This is a genomic window from Pseudoduganella sp. OTU4001, from assembly GCF_038440195.1.
Classification (GTDB): domain Bacteria; phylum Pseudomonadota; class Gammaproteobacteria; order Burkholderiales; family Burkholderiaceae_D; genus Rugamonas.
Genome location: NZ_JASATG010000015.1, coordinates 1 through 23,206, shown reverse-complemented (window position 1 = coordinate 23,206; position 23,206 = coordinate 1). Strand labels below are relative to the sequence as shown.

Annotated in this window: 23 protein-coding genes; 4 read left to right on the top strand and 19 right to left on the bottom strand. The window is 62.4% G+C overall.

The window, feature by feature from the left end; all coding sequences use genetic code 11:
* The 13 genes from carA to pstS form a co-directional block, all read right to left on the bottom strand.
* Nucleotides 1-1,164, bottom strand: coding sequence for a glutamine-hydrolyzing carbamoyl-phosphate synthase small subunit (gene carA / locus AAHE99_RS15020; RefSeq protein ID WP_342118161.1), 1,164 nt, complete (start codon nucleotides 1,162-1,164; stop codon nucleotides 1-3).
* Nucleotides 1,165-1,343: 179 nt separating this feature from the next.
* Nucleotides 1,344-1,991, bottom strand: a complete 648-nt coding sequence (locus tag AAHE99_RS15015; RefSeq protein ID WP_342118160.1) for a substrate-binding periplasmic protein — start codon at nucleotides 1,989-1,991, stop codon at nucleotides 1,344-1,346.
* A gap of 2 nt (nucleotides 1,992-1,993) precedes the next feature.
* Nucleotides 1,994-2,680: a substrate-binding periplasmic protein gene (locus AAHE99_RS15010; RefSeq protein WP_342118159.1), complete on the bottom strand. Its 687-nt coding sequence runs from the start codon at nucleotides 2,678-2,680 to the stop codon at nucleotides 1,994-1,996.
* Nucleotides 2,681-2,750: 70 nt separating this feature from the next.
* The gene (locus AAHE99_RS15005) at nucleotides 2,751-3,422 is read right to left on the bottom strand and encodes a hypothetical protein (RefSeq protein WP_342118158.1); all 672 of its coding nucleotides are present in this window, start codon (nucleotides 3,420-3,422) and stop codon (nucleotides 2,751-2,753) included.
* Between the two features lie 46 nt (nucleotides 3,423-3,468).
* Nucleotides 3,469-3,873 (bottom strand): GlcG/HbpS family heme-binding protein, encoded by a 405-nt coding sequence (locus AAHE99_RS15000; protein WP_342118157.1) that lies wholly within the window; start codon nucleotides 3,871-3,873, stop codon nucleotides 3,469-3,471.
* 21 nt (nucleotides 3,874-3,894) lie between these two features.
* Nucleotides 3,895-4,884 carry a patatin-like phospholipase family protein gene (locus AAHE99_RS14995; protein WP_342118156.1) on the bottom strand — a complete coding sequence of 330 codons (990 nt, stop codon included), beginning with the start codon at nucleotides 4,882-4,884 and terminating at the stop codon, nucleotides 3,895-3,897.
* A gap of 154 nt (nucleotides 4,885-5,038) precedes the next feature.
* Entirely contained in the window at nucleotides 5,039-6,352 is a 1,314-nt protein-coding gene (gene phoR / locus AAHE99_RS14990; RefSeq protein ID WP_342118155.1) for a phosphate regulon sensor histidine kinase PhoR, read from the bottom strand.
* Complete coding sequence (gene phoB / locus AAHE99_RS14985; RefSeq protein WP_342118154.1) at nucleotides 6,349-7,041, bottom strand: phosphate regulon transcriptional regulator PhoB; 693 nt, start codon at nucleotides 7,039-7,041, stop codon at nucleotides 6,349-6,351. Before phoB ends, phoR begins: the two co-directional genes overlap by 4 nt.
* 9 nt (nucleotides 7,042-7,050) lie before the next feature.
* Nucleotides 7,051-7,752: a phosphate signaling complex protein PhoU gene (gene phoU, locus AAHE99_RS14980; protein WP_342118153.1), complete on the bottom strand. Its 702-nt coding sequence runs from the start codon at nucleotides 7,750-7,752 to the stop codon at nucleotides 7,051-7,053.
* Nucleotides 7,753-7,775: 23 nt separating this feature from the next.
* Entirely contained in the window at nucleotides 7,776-8,540 is a 765-nt protein-coding gene (gene pstB / locus AAHE99_RS14975; protein WP_342118152.1) for a phosphate ABC transporter ATP-binding protein PstB, read from the bottom strand.
* A gap of 12 nt (nucleotides 8,541-8,552) precedes the next feature.
* Complete coding sequence (gene pstA / locus AAHE99_RS14970) at nucleotides 8,553-9,398, bottom strand: phosphate ABC transporter permease PstA (RefSeq protein WP_342118151.1); 846 nt, start codon at nucleotides 9,396-9,398, stop codon at nucleotides 8,553-8,555.
* Nucleotides 9,395-10,360: a phosphate ABC transporter permease subunit PstC gene (gene pstC / locus AAHE99_RS14965; protein ID WP_342118150.1), complete on the bottom strand. Its 966-nt coding sequence runs from the start codon at nucleotides 10,358-10,360 to the stop codon at nucleotides 9,395-9,397. Before pstC ends, pstA begins: the two co-directional genes overlap by 4 nt.
* A gap of 157 nt (nucleotides 10,361-10,517) precedes the next feature.
* Nucleotides 10,518-11,561: a phosphate ABC transporter substrate-binding protein PstS gene (gene pstS, locus AAHE99_RS14960; protein WP_342118149.1), complete on the bottom strand. Its 1,044-nt coding sequence runs from the start codon at nucleotides 11,559-11,561 to the stop codon at nucleotides 10,518-10,520.
* 166 nt (nucleotides 11,562-11,727) lie between these two features.
* Here pstS and ppk1 point away from each other — a divergent pair, with 166 nt between their 5' ends.
* The 3 genes from ppk1 (at nucleotide 11,728) to AAHE99_RS14945 (ending at nucleotide 15,221) form a co-directional block, all read left to right on the top strand.
* On the top strand, nucleotides 11,728-13,803 hold the full coding sequence (gene ppk1 / locus AAHE99_RS14955; protein WP_342118148.1) for a polyphosphate kinase 1: 2,076 nt from the start codon (nucleotides 11,728-11,730) through the stop codon (nucleotides 13,801-13,803).
* A 21-nt stretch (nucleotides 13,804-13,824) separates the two neighbouring features.
* Entirely contained in the window at nucleotides 13,825-14,292 is a 468-nt protein-coding gene (locus tag AAHE99_RS14950) for a SixA phosphatase family protein (protein WP_342118147.1), read from the top strand.
* A 92-nt stretch (nucleotides 14,293-14,384) separates the two neighbouring features.
* The gene (locus AAHE99_RS14945) at nucleotides 14,385-15,221 is read left to right on the top strand and encodes a transposase (RefSeq protein WP_342118146.1); all 837 of its coding nucleotides are present in this window, start codon (nucleotides 14,385-14,387) and stop codon (nucleotides 15,219-15,221) included.
* Nucleotides 15,222-15,574: 353 nt separating this feature from the next.
* Here the strand turns inward: AAHE99_RS14945 and fliD are convergent, their stop codons facing one another.
* The 4 genes from fliD to alr are packed head-to-tail and all read right to left on the bottom strand — an operon-like array spanning nucleotide 15,575 to nucleotide 19,733.
* A complete protein-coding gene (gene fliD / locus AAHE99_RS14940; RefSeq protein WP_342118145.1) occupies nucleotides 15,575-16,876 on the bottom strand; it encodes a flagellar filament capping protein FliD in 1,302 nt (433 codons plus the stop codon).
* A gap of 18 nt (nucleotides 16,877-16,894) precedes the next feature.
* Nucleotides 16,895-17,215 carry a PilZ domain-containing protein gene (locus tag AAHE99_RS14935; protein WP_342118144.1) on the bottom strand — a complete coding sequence of 107 codons (321 nt, stop codon included), beginning with the start codon at nucleotides 17,213-17,215 and terminating at the stop codon, nucleotides 16,895-16,897.
* A gap of 50 nt (nucleotides 17,216-17,265) precedes the next feature.
* Nucleotides 17,266-18,642: a DNA repair protein RadA gene (gene radA / locus AAHE99_RS14930; RefSeq protein ID WP_342118143.1), complete on the bottom strand. Its 1,377-nt coding sequence runs from the start codon at nucleotides 18,640-18,642 to the stop codon at nucleotides 17,266-17,268.
* A 2-nt stretch (nucleotides 18,643-18,644) separates the two neighbouring features.
* The gene (gene alr / locus AAHE99_RS14925; RefSeq protein WP_342118142.1) at nucleotides 18,645-19,733 is read right to left on the bottom strand and encodes an alanine racemase; all 1,089 of its coding nucleotides are present in this window, start codon (nucleotides 19,731-19,733) and stop codon (nucleotides 18,645-18,647) included.
* A gap of 127 nt (nucleotides 19,734-19,860) precedes the next feature.
* On the opposite strand from alr, the gene lplT reads away from it, so the two are divergent.
* Nucleotides 19,861-21,123 carry a lysophospholipid transporter LplT gene (gene lplT, locus AAHE99_RS14920; protein WP_342118141.1) on the top strand — a complete coding sequence of 421 codons (1,263 nt, stop codon included), beginning with the start codon at nucleotides 19,861-19,863 and terminating at the stop codon, nucleotides 21,121-21,123.
* Nucleotide 21,124: 1 nt separating this feature from the next.
* On the opposite strand, the gene AAHE99_RS14915 is transcribed toward lplT, so the two are convergent.
* The gene (locus tag AAHE99_RS14915; RefSeq protein ID WP_342118140.1) at nucleotides 21,125-22,117 is read right to left on the bottom strand and encodes a DUF1853 family protein; all 993 of its coding nucleotides are present in this window, start codon (nucleotides 22,115-22,117) and stop codon (nucleotides 21,125-21,127) included.
* On the bottom strand, nucleotides 22,101-23,206 hold a 1,106-nt coding region (locus AAHE99_RS14910), incomplete at its 5' end, for a uracil-DNA glycosylase (protein ID WP_342118139.1). The genes AAHE99_RS14910 and AAHE99_RS14915, both read right to left, overlap by 17 nt.

The following is a 23,206-nucleotide window of genomic DNA, read 5'->3' as shown; positions in this document are numbered from 1 at the left end:
TTATTTCTTCTCCGCGGCTTCCATCATGTTGATGAAGCGGTCAAACAGGTAGGCGACGTCGGTTGGGCCAGGCGATGCTTCAGGGTGGCCCTGGAAGCAGAATGCCGGCACGTCGGTGCGGGCGAAGCCTTGCAGCGAGTTATCGAACAGCGACACGTGGGTCACGCGGCAGTTGGCCGGCAGCGTGTCCGCATCCACAGCGAAGCCGTGGTTCTGCGAGGTGATCATCACCTTCTTGCTGTCCAGGTCCTGCACCGGGTGGTTGGCGCCGTGGTGGCCGAACTTCATCTTCAGGGTCTTGGCGCCGGAAGCCAGTGCCATGATCTGGTGGCCCAGGCAGATGCCGAACACCGGGATCTTCTTTTCCATGAAGACTTTGGTCGCTTCGATCGCGTAGTCGCATGGCTCAGGATCGCCAGGACCGTTGGACAGGAACACGCCGTCCGGGTTCAGCGACAGCACGTAGGCTGCGTTGGTCTGCGCCGGCACTACGGTGACTTTGCAGCCGCGCGACGCCAGCATGCGCAGGATGTTGCGTTTGACGCCGAAGTCGTAGGCCACCACGTGGAACTTGGCATCGGCTACCTTGCCATAGCCTTTGCCCAGTTCCCACTCGGTTTCGGTCCACTCGTAGACTTCCGGTGCGGTCACGACTTTCGCCAGGTCCATACCCGCCAGGCCAGGGAAGCTGCGCGCCAGTTCCAGCGCTTGCGCTTCGGACGGCTCATTGCCCTGCGAACCGGTCACGATGGCGCCGGCCTGGGCGCCCTTCTCGCGCAGGATGCGGGTCAGCTTGCGGGTGTCGATACCGGCGATGGCGACGATGTTCTCGGCCTTCAGGTAATCGGACAGCGATTGGTGGGAGCGGAAATTGGAGGCGACCAGCGGGAGGTCACGGATGATCAGGCCGGCGGCATGAACTTTGGAAGCTTCGACGTCTTCGGTATTGATACCGTAATTGCCGATATGCGGGTAAGTCAGGGTGACGATCTGGCGGGAGTAGCTAGGATCGGTCAGGATTTCCTGATAACCGGTGATGGAGGTATTGAAAACGACTTCGCCCGTCGTATGACCGGCAGCGCCAATGGAAATACCTTTAAAAATAGTTCCGTCGGCTAGTGCCAGGATGGCTGGAACGGCAGGGCCAGAAAAAAATGGCGGCAAGGGCAACTCCTGATTAAGTTACCGTAGCGACGCCACTCAGACAACCCACGGGCGACCGGGCGCAATGCCGGGCTCGCAGGTCAGATGATGATGGATGTGTGAGGTAGGCGCTACGGTCGAATGGTAATTGGCTAAACCTTTGAATTATAACCTAAACTTCCCTCATCGGCAAGGCCGCGCTATTCGCGTTTCACCTGCCTGAGCGCCTCGCTCAGGCGCCCCACAAGTCCCGCATGGCGCTTGTGCAGGAACAGGTACAGTGGCGCCTCCTCCAGCGGCGGCTGCAGCAGGTACAGCGCCTGGTCGGCAGCCATGGCCGCCCTGCCCGCCTTGTTGTTGCGGTCCATGATGGCCACATCGCAGCCGCCGCGCCGCAGCATGCGCAGCAGCGAGTCGTCGCTGTCCATGCTTTGTCGCTGCAGGTGGCGGGTGCGTACATCCGTCAGCGAATAGCCCTTGCGCACGCACAGCGTATGGCCGCGCAAGGCGTTCCAGCCGCCGGCCACGTCGAACTGCTTGTAAGACCAGGCGCTTGGCGCGTAATTGAAGATCGATTCGGGCACCGGCACCAGGTCGGGAAAGTCGCGCGCGGCCAGCATGGTGCGGCCGATGGCGCCATCCAGCTCGCCCTTATTGGCCATCACCATGCCGCGGCGTGGCGGCAAAGGCCGCAGCGCAACGCCGATGCCGGCGCGCTGGGCGGCCGACTGCACGATCTGCCAGGCTTCCATGTGGGCCGGCGTGTCGGGAATGATGTAGAGCACCAGGTCCTGGCCTTGCGCGGACGCCGTGAACAGCGCACAGAGCAAGGTCGCCAGGGCTTTCATGCCTAATCCCCTTCGCCCGAGAGCTTGTTGAGTGTGCCGTCGGCCCGCAGTTGCTTGAGCGCGGCGGCCAGCTTGGGCACCAGCGCCGCGTGGCGCTTATGCAGATAAATATACAACGGCATTTCTTCCAGCGCAGGCTTTAATTGCGCCAGGCCGGGATCGGTGGCCATGACGGCTTTCGCTGCCGGCTCATTGCGGTCCATGATGGCGACCTCGCAGCCGCCCTCTTTCAACATGCGCAGCATCGAGACCTCATCGGCCAGCTGCTGGCGCGCCATGTCGCGCGTACGGGCCGTGGTCAGCTGCAGGCCGCGCCGGATGCAGAGCGAATAGGAACGCAGGGATGCCCAGCCGCGGCTGACATCCGGACGCATATAGGAATAGGCGGAGGGAGCGTAGTGATACACCGGTTCGGGCACGCGCAGCAGGTCGGGGAACTTTTGTTCCACACCGCTCGAGCGGCCGGCAGCACCATCGAGCTGGCCCATACTGGCCTCCACCACGCCGCGATCGGCGGACATGGGGCGCGCCACCACGGTGATATTGATGCGTTTGGCAGCCGCCTCCAGTGCCGGCCAGATACGGTCGTTGACGGAATGCTGCGCGATGACGGACAGCTGCAGCTCTTCAGCGTGCAGCGGCGTCGATTGGAAAACCAGGCAAAACAGCAAGGCGACCGCAAGTCTCATTACTCCTCCCTTGCTAGTATTCTATGAATACATTGCCTCGGGTGCAAGAATTAAGACGATAAGGCAACAATTAATCGCTGGGGACGTTCTGTATGGCACCGTCGCGCCGCATTTGCTTCAGGGCTTCGGCAAAGCTTGGCACCAGGTCAGCATGGCTTTTGTGCAAGTAAATATAGAGGGGGGCGACTTCAAGTGGAGGGCGCAATTGGAACAAGGGCGGCCGCGCCGCCATCTCCTCCTTCACCGCCAGGTTGTTCGGCTCCAGCAAAGCCACCTCGCAGCCGCCATTGCGCAGCATGCGCAGGATGGAGCCCTCATCGTCCAGCACCTGGCGCGGCATGCCCTCGGTACGCGACTCGAACAGCTTGATACCGCGCCGGATGCAGATGGCATGGCCACGCAGGCTTTCCCAGCCGGCGTTCACTTCCAGCCTGTTATAGGCAAAGGCATAGGCCGCGTAGTAAAAAACCGGCTCGGGCACCCGCACCAGGTTGGGATATTGCTTGTCGAGACCCTCGATGCGGCCGGCATCGCCGTCCGTGACCCCGCTGTTGGCCAGTGCCAGCGCACGCTCTGCCGGCACCATGCGCGCCACGACTGTTACACCGGCACGCCTGGCCGCAGCTTGCACCACGCGCCAGACCTCCTCATGGGTCACGTTATTGGCGATGACGGACAGCTGCAGCTCGCTTGCCCGCAACGGCAGGGCCAAAAGTAGCAGCAGGGCAGGGGCACATTTCATGCTTGTATCTTAGGAATTTCCTTCCCGTACTACAAGCATGGAGGCGTCAGCCCAGGGCAGCGATACCTGCCTTGGCGATTTGCGCGTCTTCGCTCGATTTGACGCCGGACACGCCGACCGCGCCGACGGTATGGCCATCCACCACGATGTTCACGCCGCCTTCCAGCGGAGCGTCCACCATCGGCACGCCGATGAAGGAGGAACGGCCGCCGTTGATCATGTCTTCATAAACCTTGGATTCGCGGCGGCCCAGGGCTGCCACACGCGCCTTGCCCGGAGCGATGTGGGACGACAGCGGCGAGCAGCCATCCAGGCGCTGCAGCCACAGCAGATGGCCGCCGTCGTCAACGATGGCGATACACACCGGCCACTTGTTCTTGATGGCTTCCGCTTCCGCAGCAGCGGCGATCTTCTTGACGTCGTCCAGGGACAGCACTGGCTTGGTGATCATTGTCTCTCTTCCTTGTTATGTTTATGGGGCCGGCGTTTCGCGGCGCGCTTTCAGCTTCTGCTTCAGCTGCGCCATGACGGCCATTGTTGCCCGCTCGCCGGCCAGCATGGCGCCCGAGCGGTTGTTGAAATCGTTGGAGGCCATCTTGCCCAGCGGCGGCTGGATCACGATATCGGCATCGCGCAGCTCCAGCTGGTTGATGCGCTGGCCCATGATGGAGAAGGTCTGCATGATGACCTCCAGCGAAGAATTGGTGGCCTGGGCTTCAGCCTGGGTCGAGATGTTGACCGCGATGATGAACTCCGCGCCCATTTCACGCGCAAAGCGCACCGGCACCGGGGCCACCAGGCCGCCATCGACATAGGTATGCTCGCCGATCTTCACCGGCTGGAACACGCCCGGCACGGCCGAACTGGCACGCACTGCCATGCCGGTATTGCCGCGTTGGAACAGGATCGGCTGGCCGGTCTTCAGGTCCGACGCCACGGCGCCGAACGGGATCTTCAACTTCTCGATGGTGCGGTGGTTGACCGCCTTGTTGACGAAGGCCTGCAGCGCCTCGCCCTTCAGCACGCCGGACGACTTGCTGAACAGCGGCAGCGCCCAGTCCGAGATGGCCGATTCGTCCATATCGATGGCCATTTTCTGCAGCGAGCTGGCGTTGTTGCCGGCCGCGTACAGCGCGCCGACCACGGAACCGGCGCTGGTACCGACCACCAGGTCCGGCACGATGCCCTGCGCCTCCAGCGCCTTGATCACACCGATATGGGCGAACCCACGCGCCGCCCCGCCACCCAGGGCCAGGCCGATCTTGACCTTGCGCTGCGGCGGCGCGGCCGGCGGCTGCACCGGCTGCTGGACAGGCTGCAGCGGCGGCTCGACCGACACCAGCGGCACATCGGTGGACTTCACCGGCGGCGGCAGGTCAGTGGTAACGGTAGTAGGGGTAGTCTGGCACCCGGCCAGCGCTACGGCGGCCAGGATGGCAAGGGTGAAACGTCTTAGCTGCATGTAAAGGTTTTATCTGCTCGTTTTTAAGGCGAGCAGATTGTACCTCAACCAGCGAAATGTCCACCTTGGGGTCAGGCTCTTTAGTGGACACGAGCTCTGCCGCGAGTGCGGCAGAGCTCGTGTCCACTAAAGAGCCTGACCCCAAGGTGGACATTCAAGCGGCTTGGGCGGGCTCGGCGGGTGCGGAGATCAGGCTTTTCGGCAGGCTGACGGTGAAGGTGCTGCCCTGCCCTGCCTCGGAGGCAATGTGCAACTTGCCGCTGTGGCGCAGCAGCACATGCTTGACGATGGCCAGGCCAAGGCCGGTGCCCTGGGTCTCGCGCGAGCGGCTCTTGTCGACGCGGTAGAAGCGCTCGGTCAGGCGGGAGATGTGCTCGGGGCTGATGCCGATGCCGGTGTCCTGCACCTGGAATTGCACGCCGGTCGGCGTGTCTTCCCAGCGCAGGCGAATCGCGCCGCCGGCCGGGGTGTAGCGCACCGCGTTCGAGGCCAGGTTGCCGAAGGCGCTGTGCAGCTCGTCCACATTGCCCATCACGTCGCCGCCCTGCACTTCCAGCGAAATCTCGTGCTTGCCGCCCGATAGCGCGCGCGCTTCGTGCAGCACCTGTTCCAGCAGCGCGCGGATATTCACCTGCTCCGGCCGCATCGGGTGGTCCACCGATTCCAGGCGCGACAGGGTCAGCATGTCCTCGATCAGGTGCTGCATGCGCGTGCTCTGCTCCATCATCAGCTTCAGGTGCGCGGCGCGCGTCTCGGCATCCAGCTCCATCGAGGCGGCGATTTCCAGGAAGCCGGCAATCACGGTCAACGGCGTACGCAGCTCGTGCGATGCGTTGGCGATAAAGTCGCGCCGCATCATCTCCGCGCGCTGGGTCTCGGTGATATCGTGCGTCACCAGGATCTGGCGCCGGTTTTCAAACGGGATGATATGCACCACCAGCTTGCGGCCGCGGAAATTCAAGGTCAGCGGCTGGTCGTAGCGGCCCAGGATCAGGTAGTCCATGAAATCCGGGCTGCGTACCAGGTTGGTCACGCGCATGCCCTTGTCGCGCGCCTGCTGCAGGCCCAGGTGCTCTTCGGCTGCCGGGTTGCACCATTCGAGGAACAGCACATCGTCCATGATCACCACGCCGTCCGGCAGCAGGTGCATGGCCTGGCGGAAGCGCGCCAGCCATTCGGTCAATTCGGCCTGGTTCTTTTCGTCGTCGCGGCGCAGGCGGTACAGGCGGGCGAAGATGTCGGTCCACTCGCCCCAACCATCCGGCAAGCGGCCCGATTCCGGCTTTTCCAGCCACTCGCTCAATTGGTAAAGATATTTGAGCTGGATGAAGACGGCCGCCAGCACGCCGGCAAACGCCGCCACCACGCCGGCCGCCATGCCGAACCACCACCACACCAGGCCAGCACCAGCCAGCAAGAAGGCCAGCCGCAAGGCGACCGGCACCCAGAACACTACTTTTGGATTCATGGTTTCTCAGTGAGCATATAACCCACGCTGCGCACCGTCTTGATCAGGTGCTCGGCATCCTTCAGCGCCTTGCGCAGGCGCAGTACGTGCACGTCCACGGTGCGCTCCTCGATCACCACATGGTCGCCCCACACCTTGTCCAGCAGCTGGCTGCGCGAGAACACGCGCTCCGGGTGGGCCATGAAGAACTTGAGCAGCTTGTACTCGGCGTGGCCGATGTCGATCTTGTTCTCGTTCATCGACACCGTGCAGCTGACCGGGTCCAGCGTCACCGGACCAGCCTTGAGCTGGGTTTCCGCCAGCTCGGGGCTCTTGCGGCGCAGCAGCGCGCGGGCGCGGGCCAGCAGCTCGCGCGGCGAGAACGGTTTGGTGATGTAGTCGTCGGCGCCGCCGTTCAGGCCTGCCAGCTTGTCCTCTTCCATGCTCTTGGCGGTCAGCATGATCACCGGCACGTTCGAAAAATGGCGGTCGGCGCGGATGCGCGCCAGCAGGCGCAGGCCGCTCTGGTCGGGCAGCATCCAGTCCAGCAGCACCAGCTGCGGGGTGCGGGTCTGCATGGTTTCCCAGGCCTCCTGCGTGCTTTGCGCGACCACGCAGTTCCAGCCCGCCTCGCGCAGGGAGAACTTCACCAGCTCGACGATCGCCGGCTCGTCTTCAACAATCAGTACAGTCGTTTTGTCGGATGCCATCGTTATCTATTACTCTGGGCTCGCCTCGGTCGGTGCGCTGCGGGTGTGGCGGATATCCTTGCCTTCCACCACGTAGATCACGTATTCGGCGATATTCTTCGCGTGGTCGCCAACGCGCTCGATGGCCTTGGCCACCCACATCGTATCCAGCGCTGCCGAGATTGTACGCGGATCTTCCATCATGAAGGTAATCAGGTTACGCATAATGGTGCGGTATTCGTGGTCGATCACCGCGTCCTGGGCGATCAGTTCCAGCGCCTGCTTTTCGTCGCTGCGGGCGAAGGCGTCCAGCGCATCGTGCAGCAGGTCGCTGGCGGCGGTGGCGATATTGCGCACCATTTCGTAGTGGTTCAGGGTCACCGCGCCGCGCGAATGCAGGGCCTTGGAGATACGCGCGATCTTGGCCGCTTCGTCGCCGATGCGTTCCAGGTCGGTGATCACCTTGATGGTGGCCATCACGGTGCGCAGGTCGTTGGCGGTCGGCTGGCGCTTCACGATCAGGTGGCTGCACTGGTCGTCCAGCTGCACTTCCAGCTGGTTGACGTTGGCGTCTTCGGCAATCACGCGCTCGGCGCGTTCCATATTGCCGATGCGGAAGCAGGTCATCGCGTCCAGGAACTGGGTTTCTACCATGCCGCCCATCAGCAGCACTTTGGATCGGATGCCTTCGAGTTCGGTGTCGTAAGCCTTGGAGGAATGTTCGCCCATCATAATCTTTGCTCTCTCTTTTATTATTAGCCGAAGCGGCCGGTGATGTAGTCCTGGGTCTCTTTGCGCACAGGATTCATGAAGATCTGGTCGGTCTCGCCGAACTCCACCAGCTCGCCCAGGTACATATAAGCGGTGTAGTCGGAGCAGCGCGCGGCCTGCTGCATATTGTGGGTCACGATGGCGATGGTGTAATCCTCTTTCAGTTCGGAGATCAGTTCTTCGATCTTGGAAGTGGAAATCGGGTCCAGTGCCGAAGTCGGCTCGTCCAGCAGCAGGACGTCAGGCTTCACCGCCACGCCGCGCGCGATGCACAGGCGCTGCTGCTGGCCGCCGGACAGCGACAGGCCGCTCTTGGACAACTTGTCCTTCACCTCGCCCCACAGCGCGGCCTTTTTCAGGGCCCATTCCACGCGCTCGTCCATCTCGCCCTTGGACAGATCTTCATACAGGCGCACGCCGAAAGCGATATTGTCGTACACCGACATCGGGAACGGGGTCGGCTTCTGGAACACCATGCCGACTTTGGCGCGCAGCATGTTCACGTCCAGGCCCGCTTCCAGGATGTTGTTGCCGCGGTAGCGGATCGAGCCTTCGGCGCGCTGGCCCGGATACAGGTCGTACATGCGGTTCAGGGTGCGCAGCAGGGTCGATTTGCCGCAGCCGGACGGGCCGATGAAGGCGGTTACCTTCTTCTCGTGGATGTCCAGGTTGACGTTATGCAGGCTGCGGGTCTTACCGTAGTAAAAATTCAGGCCGGAGATTTCGATGATTTTGCTTGCTTGGGTCATGATCAGTACTCGTTATTTTGGTGCTTTTTGCGCGAACACGGTGCGCGACAGGATATTCAGGGCCAGGACGCTGAAGGTCACCAGCAGTGCGCCGCCCCAGGCCAGGTCGCGCCAGTTGTCGAATGGGCTCATGGCGAACTGGTTCATCACGGCCGGCAGGCTGGCCATGGCGCGGTTCATGTCGGCGCTGAAGAACTGGTTATTCAGGGCGGTGAACAGCAGCGGCGCCGTTTCACCGGTGATGCGGGCCACCGCCAGCAGCACGCCGGTCACCACGCCGGCCTTGACCGCGCGCAGGCGGATCGTCAGCGCCACCTTCCAGCGTGGTGCGCCCAGCGCGTATGCCGCTTCCAGCAGCGAGTTAGGCACCAGTTTCAGCATATTGTCGGTAGTGCGCACAACCACCGGGATGGCGATCAGCGCCAGCGCCAGCGAACCGGCATAGCCGGAAAAATGCTTGGCCGTGTCGACGTACAGCGCCCACACGAACATGCCGATCACGATGGACGGCGCCGACAGCATGACGTCGGTCACGAAGCGGGTCAGCTGCGCCAGTTTGCTCTCCTCGCCGTATTCGGCCAGGTAGGTGCCGGCCAGGATGCCGATCGGGGTCGAGACGAAAGTCGCCACACCCACCATCAGCAGGCTGCCGACGATGGCGTTGCGCAGGCCACCGCCTTCGGTGCCGGCAGCCGGCGTATCAACCAGGAACATATTCAGGTTGATGGCGGAAAAGCCTTTGATCAGCAGCGTAGCCAGGATCCACAGCAGGGCGATCAGGCCAATCGACATCGCGGCGACCGACAGGGCCATGCCGACGCGGTGCATGAAGAGACGTTTGCGATAAACCGGATTCATTTCACACCTTCCTTGCGCGACATGCCCATCAACATCAGCTTGGCGGCAGACAGGACGATGAAAGTAATAACAAACAGGATCAGCGCCAGGCCATACAGCGACGATACGTGCATGGCGGTGGTGGCTTCTGCGAATTCATTGGCCAGGGTGGAAGCGATACTGGCGCCAGGCGCGAACAGCGATGCCGACAGCTTGTTGGCGTTACCGATCACGAAGGTCACGGCCATGGTTTCGCCCAGGGCGCGGCCCAGGCCCAGCATGACGCCGCCCACCACACCGGTCTTGGTGTAAGGCAGCACCACCTTGCGCACCACTTCCCAGCGGGTGCAGCCCAGGCCGTACGCCGACTCCTTCAGTACCGCGGGCACGATCTCGAATACGTCGCGCATCACGGAGGAGATGAACGGGATGATCATCACGGCCAGGATCAGGCCGGCGGTCAGCACGCCCATGCCCATCGCCGGACCTTTGAACAGCACGCCGATCCAGGGCAGCGTGCCCAGGGTCGATTTCAGCAGCGGCTGCACGTAGTCGCCGAACAGCGGGGCAAACACGAACAGGCCCCACATGCCGTAAATGATCGACGGCACGCCGGCCAGCAGTTCGACCGCCGTACCGAGCGGGCGGCGCAGCCAGACCGGGCATACCTCGGTCAGGAACAGCGCAATGCCAAAGCTGATCGGGAAAGCGATCAGCAGCGCAATCGCCGAGGTCACCAGGGTGCCCACGATCGCGATGGCGGCGCCGTACTGGTCATTGACCGGGTCCCATTCGACCGTCGTAACGAAAGCTGGCCCGTACTCTTTCAGAGCGGGCCAGGCGCCGATCATCAGCGATACGATGATGCCGACCAGTACCAGCAGCACGGACAGGGCGAACACCAGGGTAATTTTGTGGAAAAACCAGTCCTGGATGCGCTGCTTGCGCATGGTGGACTGCATGGCAACTACGGAAGCACTCATGGCCGGGTCCGATAGCTGTATGGTGGATGGTGAGGTAATTTCTGCACTCATGATGATGTTTTTTTATAGTTAGCTAACCAGGACGTCCCGCACATAAGGCCGCCCTGCTTAGCCCCCTGAACCCGGGCGCTGCTTGCGCAGGGCCCGGGTTGAAGGATTAGTACAGAGCCTTGCCGGAAGCGTCTTTCAGGCTTGCTTTCCAGTAGGTCTGCACTTGCTTGACCACGCTGTCAGGCAGTGGCACGTAGTCCAGTTCAACAGCGGCGGCGTCGCCGTTCTTGAAGGCCCAGTCAAAGAACTTCAGGACTTCCTTGCCGCGCGCTGCGTCAGCTTGCTGCTTGTGCATCAGGATGAAGGACACGCCGGTGATTGGCCACGAAGTCTTGCCAGCCTGGTCGGTCAGCACCACGCCGAAGCCCGGGGTCTTGGTCCATTCCGCGTTGGCGGCGGCGGCCTTGAAGTTTTCGTCGTCAGGCTGGATCCACTGGCCGTCTTTGTTCTTCAGCTGGGTGTGCGCGATCTTCTGCTTCTTGGCGAAGGCCCACTCAACGTAGCCGATGCCGCCCTTGATACGCTGCACGTTGGCTGCAACGCCTTCGTTACCCTTGCCACCCACGCCGGTTGGCCACTTCAGAGCGGTACCTGCGCCAACCTTGGTCTTGAACTCAGGGTTCACTTTGGACAGGTAGTCGGTGAACAGGAATGAGGTGCCGGAGCCGTCGGAACGGTACACCACGGTGATTTCGGTGGCCGGCAGCTTCACGCCCGGGTTCAGGGCGGCGATGGCGGCATCGTTCCACACGGTGATCTTGCCCAGGTAGATGTCGGCAACCACTGGACCGGTCAGCTTCAGCTGGCCAGGAGCGATACCATCCAGGTTCACCACGGTGACCACGCCGCCCATGATGGCCGGGAACTGCATCAGGCCGTCGGCGTCCAGTTCCGCAGCATCGAGTGGCTTGTCCGATGCGCCGAAATCGACGGTCTTGGCTTTGATCTGCTTGATACCTGCGCCGGAACCGATGGACTGGTAGTTCAGGCCATTGCCGGTGGATGCTTTGTAGGCTTCAGCCCACTTGGCGTAGATCGGATAGGGGAAAGTTGCGCCTGCACCGGTCATGTCCGCTGCGAAAGCGGTCGAGAATGCCATTGCCGCCGAAGCGCCAACAACGAAGGAGGTCAACAACTGTTTCATGCGCATATCAAAGGTCCTTTTCAGGGGTTGGGGTTTGAATGCTGCGCAGTCTATGACGCCAATATGACAGCTTTATGACACGTCAAAATTTAGTTTAGACCTTGGTCACAAACTTGTCATATTTCCAAATTACACTAAATTACACCCCTAAAATAGTGCTAAAATGACAAGCATGACGAAGTCCCACGTTTCATTCCTCGACCGGGAACTGTCGCAACTGGCGTTCAACCGCCGCGTGATGGCCCAGGCCGAAGACCCCGCAATTCCTGTGCTGGAGCGCCTGCGCTACCTGTGCATTGTCAGCAGCAACCTTGATGAATTCTTTGAAGTCCGGGTAGCCAGCCTGCTGGCCGCCGCCGCCCTCGACGGCGACCTGGAAAGCCACCCTGCCCTGGCCGCCACGCTGGAACGGGTCAGCAACGAATGTCATGAACTGGTCAAGCGCCAGTACGAAATCTTCAACACGGCAGTCTTGCCGGAAATGAAAGCCCAGGGCATCCACATCGTGCGCCATAGCCAGCGCAACGAGGCCCAGCGCGCCTGGGTCAAGGATTATTTCGAACGCGAAGTGCGGCCACTGCTGACCCCGATCGGCCTCGACCCGGCCCACCCGTTCCCGCAAGTGGTAAACAAGAGCCTCAATTTCATCGTCGCGTTGAACGGCAAGGACGCCTTTGGGCGCGGCACCGCCATCGCCATCATCAAGGCGCCGCGCGTGCTGCCGCGCGTGATCCGCCTGCCCGATAACCTGTCGAAAGATGGCGGCGTGTCGTTCTGCCTGCTGTCCTCCGTCATCCACGCCCATATTTCCGAGCTGTTCGCTGGGCGCGACGTACTGGCCTACTCGCAGTTCCGGGTCACCCGCGACTCCGACCTGTGGGTCGATGAAGATGAAGTGAAAAACCTGCGCCAGGCCCTGAAAGGCGAGCTGCAAGGCCGCGCCTTCGGCCGCTCGGTGCGGATCGAGGTAGCCAAGAACTGCCCGCCCGAGCTGTCGCAGTTCCTGCTCGACCAGTTCGGCCTGGACCAGATCCGCCTGTACCGCGTCGACGGCCCGGTGAATATGGTGCGCCTGGGCGAGATCGTGGAGCAGGCGCGCCGCCCCGAACTGCGTTTCCCGCCGTTTGTGGCCGGCGTGCAGGCCAAGACTGTCAACAACGACATCTTCGCCACCATCCGCAAGCACGACATCCTGCTGCACCACCCGTTCCAGAGCTTCCAGACCGTGATCGATTTCATCCGCAGCGCGGCGCTCGATCCGGCCGTGGTGGCGATCAAGCAGACCGTGTACCGCACCGGCATGAACTCCGACCTGATGGAAGCCCTGATCGCAGCGGCCCGCAGCGGCAAGGAAGTGACCGTGGTGGTGGAGCTGATGGCACGCTTCGACGAAGAAGCCAATATCAACTGGGCCGACAAGCTGGAACAGGCCGGCGCCCAGGTGGTGTACGGCGTGGTCGGCCTGAAAACCCACGCCAAGATCGCCCTGGTGATCCGCCGCGACGAAGGCGGCCTGGGCTACTACGCCCACCTTGGCACCGGCAACTACCACCCAACGACTACCAAGTTCTATACCGACTTCGGCGTTTTGACCTGCCAGCCCGAGATTGGACGCGACGTGAACGAGGTTTTCATGCATTTGACCAGCCTGGCCAAGCCGCAGCGCATGCACCACCTGTGGCTGGCGCCGTTCGCGTTGCAGGATCAGATCATCAAAGCCATCAAAAATGAGGCAAAGATCGCGAAATCCGGGCGTCCGGGCCGGATTATCGCTAAAATCAATGCATTAACCGATGAACCGGTGATCCGCGCCCTGTATGCCGCCTCGCGCGATGGCGTGAAGATCGACCTGATCGTACGCGGCGCCTGCATGCTCAAGCCTGGCGTGCCGGGCTTGTCCGAGAATATCCGCGTACGCTCGATCATCGGCCGCTTCCTTGAACATAGCCGCATCTATTACTTCCGCAATGACCTGGCCCACGACGTGATGCTGGCCAGCGCGGACTGGATGAACCGCAACCTGCTGCGCCGCATTGAAGTGGCGTTCCCGGTACTGGACCGGGCACTGAAACGGCGGGTCGTTGCGGAGGGTTTGACGCCTTACCTGAAGGACAACTCCAACGCGTGGGAGCTGGATTCGCACGGGCATTACCACCGCCGCAAAGCACGCGGCAAGCAAAAGCCCTATAGCGCCCAGCAGCACCTGATGGAGTCGCTCGGTACCCCGGCAGCCTTGCCGGCAGACTGAAGCACGCTCACGGGAGGAAGCATGGACCTGATCTTGTGGCGCCACGCAGAAGCCGAACCCAGCCAGCCCGGCCTGGACGACCTCGAACGCGCACTGACCGCCAAAGGCCATAAGCAAGCGCGCCGCATGGGGCAATGGCTCGATTCGGTCCTGCCGGAGAATTGCCGCATCCTGGTCAGCCCCGCCACCCGCACGGTGCAGACGGTGGCCGGACTGGGCCGCAAATACAAGATCCACCCCGACCTCGCCCCCGGCGCCGACCCCAGCGACGTGCTGAAAGCCGCCAACTGGCCCTCATCGAAAGAAGCCGTGCTGGTAGTCGGCCACCAGCCCACGCTAGGCCAAGCCGCCGCCCTGCTGATGATGGGCGAAGACAGCGACTGGGAAATGAAGAAAGGCGCCGTCTGGTGGTTCGTCCAGCGCGAAGCCGACGACGCCTCCAGCTTCTACCTGAAGGCCGTGATGCAGCCCGACCTCGTCATGAAATAAAAGTCGGGGTCATGTCTGACATTCGGACAAATTCCCCTCTACACTTGAGCAAGCTCAAACTTTGCGGAAGGAAGCCGGCATAAGCTTCCTTCATGAGCCGCCAACTCCGCCTACAAGTGCCTGGGGCACTTTTCCACCTGACTGCCCGGGGCATTCGCCGCGACAATATCTATAGATCGGATAACGATCGCTTGACCTGGCTTTCCCTGCTGGGCGAGGCCTGTGAGCGGTACAACCTCGAGGTCCTGGCATACTGCCAAATGACCAACCACTTTCACATACTGCTTGAGACCATGGAAAGTGACTTGGCGCGCGCCATGCGCCTCCTCAATGGGATCTATGCCCAGTACTTCAACCGCCAATACAACTTGGACGGCCACGTGTTCCAAGGGCGATACAAGGCGATTCTGTGTCAAAGCGAACTATATCTACTTGAACTGGCGCGCTATATAGAGCTGAATCCGGTACGTGCCCGTATCGTCGCACAGCCAAGTGATTGGCTTTGGAGCAGCTATCGAGCCACCATGGGCTTATGCGATGCGCCAAAGTGGCTGAGTTCGCATGCCATCCTTGCGCACTTCGGCAACGACCTCCATGAGGCGCGGAAGGCGTATTGCGAGTTTGTTGCCTCTGGAATTGACCGGCCTAACCCGCTAATCAATGTCAGCAACCAGCTCGTTCTGGGCGATGAAGAATTCTGTGCCAGCGTTGCTGGCAATGTCCCCTGCGGCGATATACGAGAAATCGCAAGAACACAGCGGCGAGCGGTCGCCCTGCCCTTGCAGGTGTACTTCCAAATTTATGCCAATCCCAAAGAGGCAATGGCCCACGCCTACTTTTCCTTGGCCTACACCATGCCCCAAATTGCAAGTTTTGCGGGAGTATCGGTAAAGACCGTCAGCCGCGCCATCCAGTCCCACCGTGCCTAAAAAGGTACAAGCTAAACGAGGTCAACTGGACGAAATGTCCGAATGTCAGACATGACCCCGACTTTCGTTGCTGTCGGGCTTGTAATTGCAAGTCTGTCTGCTAGAGTTTAATTGTATCAACTCTAGGGAGCAGCCTCCGGAAACGCTGGCTGGGTAATTATGTGGGCTCTGTTCACCATGGGGATATTTGGCTGCATGATCGCATTAATTGTGTATGAGATCATTGCTGAATATCGCGGGGGACATCACAAGCTGGTCGACCGCTACCACGAGTAGCTACACGCTTCTGCAGAAGCGAGGCTCCACTGCGCTACCCTTCGGGCTGCGCCGTAGGAGCCTTCACTTTTTTGGGATCACGCAAACAGGTCGAGGATCGAGGATGAGCCGCCGAGCTGCTCTTCCTGCGAGTAGAGACGTACCAGCGCTTGCGCCTGCACCGTCAGCATTTGCGACATCTTCAGCTTGCGGTCTTGCAGGGTGTCGACTTCGCGGTCGGCCTGCGCCAGGGCACGCGAGACGACACTGCGTTCACCACCCAGGGTTTCCAGGCGCGTGCCGAGCGCGTCGGCGAGGCCCCTGCCCTCGTTCGTAAATAGCTTCGCCACGCCTTCCGCATCGCTGGCGATGGCGGCGGTGAGCTTGTCGCTGTCGAGCTTGAGACGGCCATTGTCGTCCACGGTCAGGCCGGCATTCGCCAACGCATCGCCATTGCCGCCGATGGTGCGCACCAGTTGGCTGAGCTGGGTGCTGACCTGGCCCAATGCCTGGTTGCCTTTGAGTGCGCCCTTCTGCAAGGCGCCCAGGCGGTCCTGCAGCGCGTTGAAGCCGGTGACGAAGGCTTCCACGTTCTTGGCGACCTGGCCATTGTCGCGCGCAATGGTGACCGTGGTTTCGCCTTTCCCGGTCAGGTAGATCGTCGCGCCTTTGATGGCGGATTCCAGGCTGTTGTCGGCGCTGCGGATGGTCTTGCCGTCAACGGTGACCAGCGCGTCCTGCGCGGCCTGCACTTGCTCCGCGCTGTTGAACAGCTGGCGCACGGTCGCATCGCCCGCCACGCTGATGTCGAGCGCCTGGGCCTCGCCGCTTGCGCTGCGCAATTGCAGTGCGGTGCCGGTGCTGGAGCGCACCAGGCTGGCGTCGAAACCCGCACTCTTGAGCGCATCGGCAATGCCCTGCAGCGTATTGTTGCGGCTGTCGATGGTGATGGATTTGCTGCTATTGCCGCTGCCGATGCGGATCACGGTGGGCGAGCCCGTACCCAGCGGCGTATCGGCTGTCTGCGCTTCGGGGCTGATGAGGATCTGCTGCTGCGCCAGCTGGCTGACCTTGACCGTGTGCGATCCTGGCTCAGCCTCGCCAGTGGTGGCGACACCCAGCACGCCATTGGCAGAGCTGCTGGCGCGTGTGCTCAGCCCTGCCCCGGCCAGGCTCTCTGCAATATCCTGGAACACCGACAGCGCGCCCTGCAATTGCCCGAGGCCGGACAGGCGCGCTTGCGTGAGGTTGATGCTTGAGTTGAGCTTGGCAGCCGCGCCGCGCTGTGGCGCCAGGGTCTGTTCGACCCGCGCCAACACGCTGGCTGTTGGCGTCCCGACTGTGCTGGCGTTACCCAAGCCCAGCGAGGTGCCATACATGGTGCTTAGCAGGCTGCTCACATAGTTCATATACCAAGTTTAGCGCATGAACTTGGTAATCGCTCCGGCTGCTTCGTTATCGAGCGGGGCGAACACGAAGCCGATCTTGAATTCGTCGCCGCTAAAGATGCAATGGTTGACCTTGCCGCGCGTGGTCACTATTTGCGGCTTTCCATCAACCAGCATCTCAAACAGGACCTGACCGGAGGCGCCTACATTAACTTTATGTTCGGAAGTCAGCGAAATGCCTGCCAAGCCGAGGTCGAAGGTGCGAGCGCCCATCGGCGACCCACCATCCATCAAAATCATTGCCCTCACACGCAGGATCTTGCGTGCGCCTTGCCTTGAATCAACTAACAATTTCTAATCCGGTGTTTTTTGGTTAATGTTGAGTTCCGTATTTTGCTTCATTACTGAAGCTCCCGCAAGCGATTGAAGGCATCATCAATGCGCTCTACTGGGATAATCGTCATCCCTTCAATTGCCTGCTTCGGCGCATTGGCTTTCGGGATCATGGCGATCGAGAAGCCCAGCTTGGCCGCCTCGCGCAGGCGCTCCTGGCCGCGCGGCGCCGGCCGGATCTCTCCCGCCAGGCCTACCTCACCAAATACCACGAAACCGTTCGGCAGTGCCTTGTTACGCATCGAAGAATTGATCGCCATCAAGACTGCGAGGTCGGCCGCCGGTTCGGTGATCTTTACGCCACCGACGGCGTTGATGAATACGTCCTGGTCGAACGCCGCAATGCCGGCGTGACGGTGCAGCACGGCCAGCAGCATTGCCAGCCGGTTTTGCTCGAGGCCGACCGACAGGCGGCGCGCGTTAGGCAGGTGGCTGGTGTCGACCAGGGCCTGCACCTCGACCAGCAGCGGGCGGGTGCCTTCCTGGGTCACCATGACGCAGGAGCCAGGCACCTGGTTCTCGTGCGAGGACAGGAACAGCGCCGAGGGGTTCGAAACGCCCTTCAGGCCCTTTTCGGTCATGGCGAACACGCCCAGCTCGTTCACCGCGCCAAAGCGGTTCTTGATGGCGCGTACCAGGCGGAAGCTGGAGTGGTTATCGCCTTCAAAATACAGCACGCAGTCGACGATGTGTTCCAGCACGCGCGGGCCGGCCAGCGAGCCTTCCTTGGTGACGTGGCCGACCAGGATGATGGTGGTGCCATTCATCTTGGCGAAGCGGGTCAGCTGGGCAGCGCATTCGCGCACCTGGGCTACCGAGCCTGGCGCCGACGCCAGCGCGTCCGAATACAGGGTCTGGATCGAGTCGATCACCGCCACTTGCGGCTTGAGGTCGGCCAGCGTGCCGAGGATTTTCTCCAGCTGGATTTCGGCCTGCAGCTTGAGCTCTTTGGCATCCACCGCCAGGCGCTTGGCGCGCAGGGCAATCTGGGCGCCGGATTCTTCGCCGCTGACATAGAGCACACTCTTGACCTGCGACATATTGGCCAGCGCTTGCAGCAGCAGGGTCGATTTGCCGATGCCGGGGTCGCCGCCGATCAGCACCACGCCGCCGGCCACCAGGCCGCCGCCCAGCACGCGGTCGAATTCTTCAATGCCGGTGCCGAAGCGCGGCACGTCGAGCGCTTCGATATCGTTCAGCGACAGTACCGGTGCGGTTTGCGCCAGCGACTGGTGCGCGCCTTGCGAGAAGCGGTTGGCGCCGGCGGCTTCGACCACGGTTTCCACCATGGTGTTCCACTGCTGGCAGGACGAGCATTGGCCGGTCCATTTGCTGCTGATGCCGCCGCACTCGCTGCAGGTGTAGTTGGTTTTTGCCTTCGCCATGCTTACGCCTCGACCACGCGGACACGCGGCGCCAGGGCGCACATCAATTCATAGCCGATGGTGCCGGCGGCGGTCGCCACCTCGTCGATCGGCATGCCTTCGCCCCACAGCACCACCTTGCTGCCGACGCGCGCGTCCGGCACCTCGGTCAGGTCGACGGTCAGCATGTCCATCGACACGCGGCCGACCAGGCGGGTACGCACGCCATCGACCACGATCGGGGTATCGAGCGGCGCGTGGCGCGGGTAGCCGTCGGCATAGCCGCACGCCACCACGCCGATGCGCATGGTCTTCTCGGCCTTGAAACGGCTGCCGTAGCCGACATAGTCGCCAGGACCGATTTCCTGCACGCCAATCAGCTCGCTGGACAGGGTCATGGTCGGCTTCAGGCCGAATTCCTCGGCCGTCTTGCCGCCCGGGGTGCCGCCGTACAGCATGATGCCGGGGCGGATCCAGTCGGTTGCCAGCACCTCGCCCAGCTCCGGCATATGCAGGATGCCGGCGGAGTTGCACAGGCTGCGGGGGCCCGGCAGGCCGGCCGCGCCTTCGTTGAAGCGGCGCACCTGCTCGGCCAGCGGCATGCACGGATGGTGCAGTTCGTCGGCATTGGCGAAGTGGGTCATCAGGGTGATCGTGCCAACGTGCGGGATGGCGCGCAGGCGGGCGTGGGCGGCCGCAAATTCGGTCGGCATGAAGCCCAGGCGGTTCATGCCGGTATTCATCTTGAGGTGCACATTGATCGGGCGCGCCAGCGGGGTGCGCTCCAGCATCTCGATCTGCTCAACGCAATGGGCGGCGCCTTCGATACCATGTTCGGACATTGCCAGCAAGTCGGCGCAGTCGAACCAACCCTCTAATAACAGGATCGGCTTGGTCCAGCCCAGCTCGCGCAGGCGCACCGCGTTATCCGGTTCGATCAGGGCCAGTCCGTCGGCGGCGGCAAAGCCGCGCATGCCGCGCTCCAGTCCGTGGCCGTAGGCATTGGCCTTCACCACGCCCCAGGCCTTGGCGCCCGGGGCGCAGGCTTTGGCCAGGGCCAGGTTATGCTGCATTGCAGCGAGATGGATTTGGGCAACGATTGGCCTTGGCATGGCAGAAATCTGGCAGAAAAAGAATGCAGCATTTTACCGTTTGCGGCCGACCATTGCAGGCCGAATTCTTTGGAAACCTTCCTTTCCATGGTATAAAGCATGCCGAGAATATTATCGGGCGTCCTGAATGAATCGTGGTTTTTATACCATCATGGCCGCGCAGTTCTTTTCGTCGCTGGCAGACAATGCTCTGCTGATCGTGGCGATTGACCTGCTGGTGACCATGCAAGCTCCAGCCTGGGTAACCCCCTTGCTGAAGCTGACCTTTGTGCTGTTTTACGTGCTGTTGGCAGCATTTGTGGGCGCTTTTGCTGATGCCCTGCCTAAAGGGCGGGTCATGTTCATTTCCAACCTGATCAAGATTTTTGGTTGCGCGCTGATTTTCTATCACGTGCATCCGCTGGCCGCCTATGCGGTGGTCGGTTTTGGCGCTGCGGTTTATTCGCCGGCCAAATACGGCATCCTGACTGAATTACTGCCTCCGGAAAAACTGGTGATCGCCAATGGCTGGATTGAAGGCCTGACTGTCAGCTCGGTTATCCTGGGTATCGCCCTGGGCGGCGCGCTGGTTGGCGGCCCGGTTTCGGCTGCGCTGAACAGCTTTGACGTGCCGGGCATCGAGACCGGTATTGATACCGTCAGCGAGACCGCGCTGATGGTGGTGATGTTCACCTATCTGCTGGCGACCATTTTCAACCTGCGCATTCCCGATACCGGCGCGCGCTACGACCACCAGGAACGCAATCCGCTGCGCCTGGTCGTCGATTTCGCCAACTGCTGCGGCATCCTGTGGCGCGACAAGCTGGGCCAGATTTCGCTGGCCGTGACCACCCTGTTCTGGGGCGCGGGCGCGACCTTGCAGTTCATCGTGCTGGAATGGGCCAAGCAGTCGCTCGGCATGTCGCTGGATAAGGCGACCAGCACCATCGCGGTGTTCGCGATCGGCGTGGCGCTGGGTGCGGCGCTGTCGGCGCGCTTTATTTCGCTGCGCAATTCGCTGAAGGTGATCCCGCTGGGTATCGCCATGGGCATCGTCGTGATGCTGATGATCTTTGTGCACGATGTGCGCCTGGCCTATCCGCTGCTGGTCCTGGTGGGCTTGCTGGCGGGCTTCTTCGTGGTGCCGATGAATGCGCTGCTGCAGCATCGCGGCCACGTCCTGATGAGCGCGGGCCATTCGATCGCGGTGCAGAACTTCAATGAAAACCTGTCGATCCTGACCATGCTGGCGGTGTATGCGCTGATGGTGAAACTGCACCTGAGCATCAATGCCATCATTGTGCTGTTTGGCCTGTTCGTGGCGGGCTCGATGTTTGCGATCCAGCAGCTGCATTTGGCGAACCAGCGCAAGCATGATTCGCTTGGCCTGATCGGCGAGCACAAACACTGATTTAGGCGGGCAACGCCCCTTCCCCACGGCGCGCCTGGGCCCGGGCGCGCCAGTCATCCGGCACCACGAAGCCGCGCTCCACTTCTTCCAGCCAGCCGCCCTCTTCCCGCACTGTTGCGACCAGCACCGGGCTGGGATCGTTGACGAATTTTTCCGCCAGCAGGTCCCGTAGTGGCGCGCCTTCAAGTGGCGCGGGCGTGGCGGGTACGCGTGCATCGCTGCCGCCGTCGCGCGCGGCTGGCGTGCGCAGGGGCGCCAGCCATTGCAGGCGTGGCATCACGATGAATTGCTCGCCCGGCGCGGCGGCCTGTTCGCTGAGGGTGCGCCAGTGGCCGCGGCAGTGGTCGGGCGAGATGCCTTCGATTTGCGGCTCGGCTTCGGAGGCGTGGTAGAACAGCCAGCCTTTTACCAGGGCTTGCGCGCTGCTGACCGGGGCCGGCACCACCTGCTGCGCAGCGGAATGCTGGGCCAGCTGCAACTGGGCGTTGAAAATCTTGCGCATCTTCAGGCCGAGGGTGTCGGCCAGGTTGGGGCCCACCAGGTGGTTGTAGTTGCCGCTATCGGGGTCACCATCCAGCAGGTAGAACTTGGTGGCGAATTCTATGTGGCGCACGCTGGCGTCGCCGTCTTCCCGCAGCAGGAAGTCGAATTCACCGATGGTGCCGTTCTTGCCGTCGCGGACTTGCAGCCCGTGCGCGGCCAATACCCCTTGCTGGGCGAAGTAGAAAGCCATCAGCTTTTCGGCGTACAGGCCTAGCCGCGAATAGAAGCGGTTGCCCAGCGCGGCGTCGAGCGGCGCTGGGTCGGCATCAAGGTCGTCCAGCCAGTTAGCAACAGCGGGGCCGATGGGGCCGAGCGTGGCGATCCTGCCTTGCCAGTGCGGGCTATTGGGGTCCAGCAGGTCGGGCGAATCAAGCAGCCACGCGAGCGCGCGGACGTGGGGCCGGGTCAGGTGGCCCCACTTGCGGTGGAAGGTTCTAGCGTCGGCCGGCATGGGCGGCTTTGGCCAGGCACAAGTCCTGCCATGCCTTGGCCTTTTCTTCCGGCTTTTTCAGCAGGTCGGACGGGTGGTAGGTCGCCACTACCGGGACTTCGCCATGCAGCATGATGCGGCCTCGCGCGGCGGCGCCCAGCAGGCCCTTGCCGGCGGTGTGGCCGAAGGCGACGATCACTTTGGCTTGCGTCAGTTGCAGCTCGCGCTGCAGGTAGGGGCGGCAGGCTTGCAGTTCTTCGGCCGTCGGCGCGTTCGGGGCGTGGCATTTCACCAGGCTGGTGAGGTAGGCGCCCTGCCCGGTTGTCTGGCCGACGGCTTTCAGCATGTTGTCGAGCAGGTAGCCGGGGTCGCCGGCGAATTGGTAGCCTTCGGTGTCTTCCAGCTGGCCGGGGGCGGTGTCGAGGGCGATCCAGGTCGCCTGCTCGTCGCCGCGGCCGGGGATGGCTTGCTGGCGGGTTTCGCAGCGCTGGCAGCGGGTGCAGCTGGCTACGGCGGCTTGCAGCGTTGGCCAGTCCATTGCGGCGATTTCTTCGTCGGTCGACTGGCCTGCGCGCTGGACTGCGCCGCCAGATGCTTGGCCGGGCGCTGGCGCGGCGGCTGCGGCTGGCAGGTCGTCGTCAAACCACGATGGTGGTTCGTCCATCGGGATGTCGTCGTAGGCTGGCATCGCGTCAGCCGGAGCGGGAATTGCTTGGGCGCTTGCAGCGCGCGGCGGCAACGGCGGGCGCGCGGCCGGGGCGTTGGACGCGGCGGGCGTGCCGTACGCGGTCGGCGCGGGCTGGGCGGGCGGCATCGCCGACGGGCGGTGCGGCTGGGCGGCGGAGGGCTGCTCGGGCTCCGGGGCGACCTTCTTGCGCTGCGGCTTGAATTCCGGCGTAGGGGCGTCGTCAAACCAGGACATGTCTTCACCGGTCGATGCGATGCTTGGGGTGCCTGGCACACGATCCGGCGTGGCCGGCGCGATAGATGCGGATGGCGATTGCTCCTCCACGGAAGGCGCAGGAGGTGCGGCAGGGGCCGCGCTGGGCGGCTGGGACATCGCAGCACGGGCGGCAGCCGCTGCCGCGGCAGCCGGCGACGCCGGTTTCA

Excerpts from the sequence above, each read along its gene's own strand:
- AAHE99_RS15015 (WP_342118160.1), bottom strand. The coding sequence starts at position 1,991 with ATGAAAGCCCTGGCGACCTTGCTCTGTGCGCTGTTCACGGCGTCCGCG.
- AAHE99_RS15010 (WP_342118159.1), bottom strand. The coding sequence starts at position 2,680 with ATGAGACTTGCGGTCGCCTTGCTGTTTTGCCTGGTTTTCCAATCGACG.
- AAHE99_RS15005 (WP_342118158.1), bottom strand. The coding sequence starts at position 3,422 with ATGAAATGTGCCCCTGCCCTGCTGCTACTTTTGGCCCTGCCGTTGCGG.
- AAHE99_RS15000 (WP_342118157.1), bottom strand. The coding sequence starts at position 3,873 with ATGATCACCAAGCCAGTGCTGTCCCTGGACGACGTCAAGAAGATCGCC.
- AAHE99_RS14995 (WP_342118156.1), bottom strand. The coding sequence starts at position 4,884 with ATGCAGCTAAGACGTTTCACCCTTGCCATCCTGGCCGCCGTAGCGCTG.
- phoR (WP_342118155.1), bottom strand. The coding sequence starts at position 6,352 with ATGAATCCAAAAGTAGTGTTCTGGGTGCCGGTCGCCTTGCGGCTGGCC.
- phoB (WP_342118154.1), bottom strand. The coding sequence starts at position 7,041 with ATGGCATCCGACAAAACGACTGTACTGATTGTTGAAGACGAGCCGGCG.
- phoU (WP_342118153.1), bottom strand. The coding sequence starts at position 7,752 with ATGATGGGCGAACATTCCTCCAAGGCTTACGACACCGAACTCGAAGGC.
- pstB (WP_342118152.1), bottom strand. The coding sequence starts at position 8,540 with ATGACCCAAGCAAGCAAAATCATCGAAATCTCCGGCCTGAATTTTTAC.
- pstA (WP_342118151.1), bottom strand. The coding sequence starts at position 9,398 with ATGAATCCGGTTTATCGCAAACGTCTCTTCATGCACCGCGTCGGCATG.
- pstC (WP_342118150.1), bottom strand. The coding sequence starts at position 10,360 with ATGAGTGCTTCCGTAGTTGCCATGCAGTCCACCATGCGCAAGCAGCGC.
- pstS (WP_342118149.1), bottom strand. The coding sequence starts at position 11,561 with ATGCGCATGAAACAGTTGTTGACCTCCTTCGTTGTTGGCGCTTCGGCG.
- ppk1 (WP_342118148.1), top strand. The coding sequence starts at position 11,728 with ATGACGAAGTCCCACGTTTCATTCCTCGACCGGGAACTGTCGCAACTG.
- AAHE99_RS14950 (WP_342118147.1), top strand. The coding sequence starts at position 13,825 with ATGGACCTGATCTTGTGGCGCCACGCAGAAGCCGAACCCAGCCAGCCC.
- AAHE99_RS14945 (WP_342118146.1), top strand. The coding sequence starts at position 14,385 with ATGAGCCGCCAACTCCGCCTACAAGTGCCTGGGGCACTTTTCCACCTG.
- radA (WP_342118143.1), bottom strand. The coding sequence starts at position 18,642 with ATGGCGAAGGCAAAAACCAACTACACCTGCAGCGAGTGCGGCGGCATC.
- alr (WP_342118142.1), bottom strand. The coding sequence starts at position 19,733 with ATGCCAAGGCCAATCGTTGCCCAAATCCATCTCGCTGCAATGCAGCAT.
- lplT (WP_342118141.1), top strand. The coding sequence starts at position 19,861 with ATGAATCGTGGTTTTTATACCATCATGGCCGCGCAGTTCTTTTCGTCG.
- AAHE99_RS14915 (WP_342118140.1), bottom strand. The coding sequence starts at position 22,117 with ATGCCGGCCGACGCTAGAACCTTCCACCGCAAGTGGGGCCACCTGACC.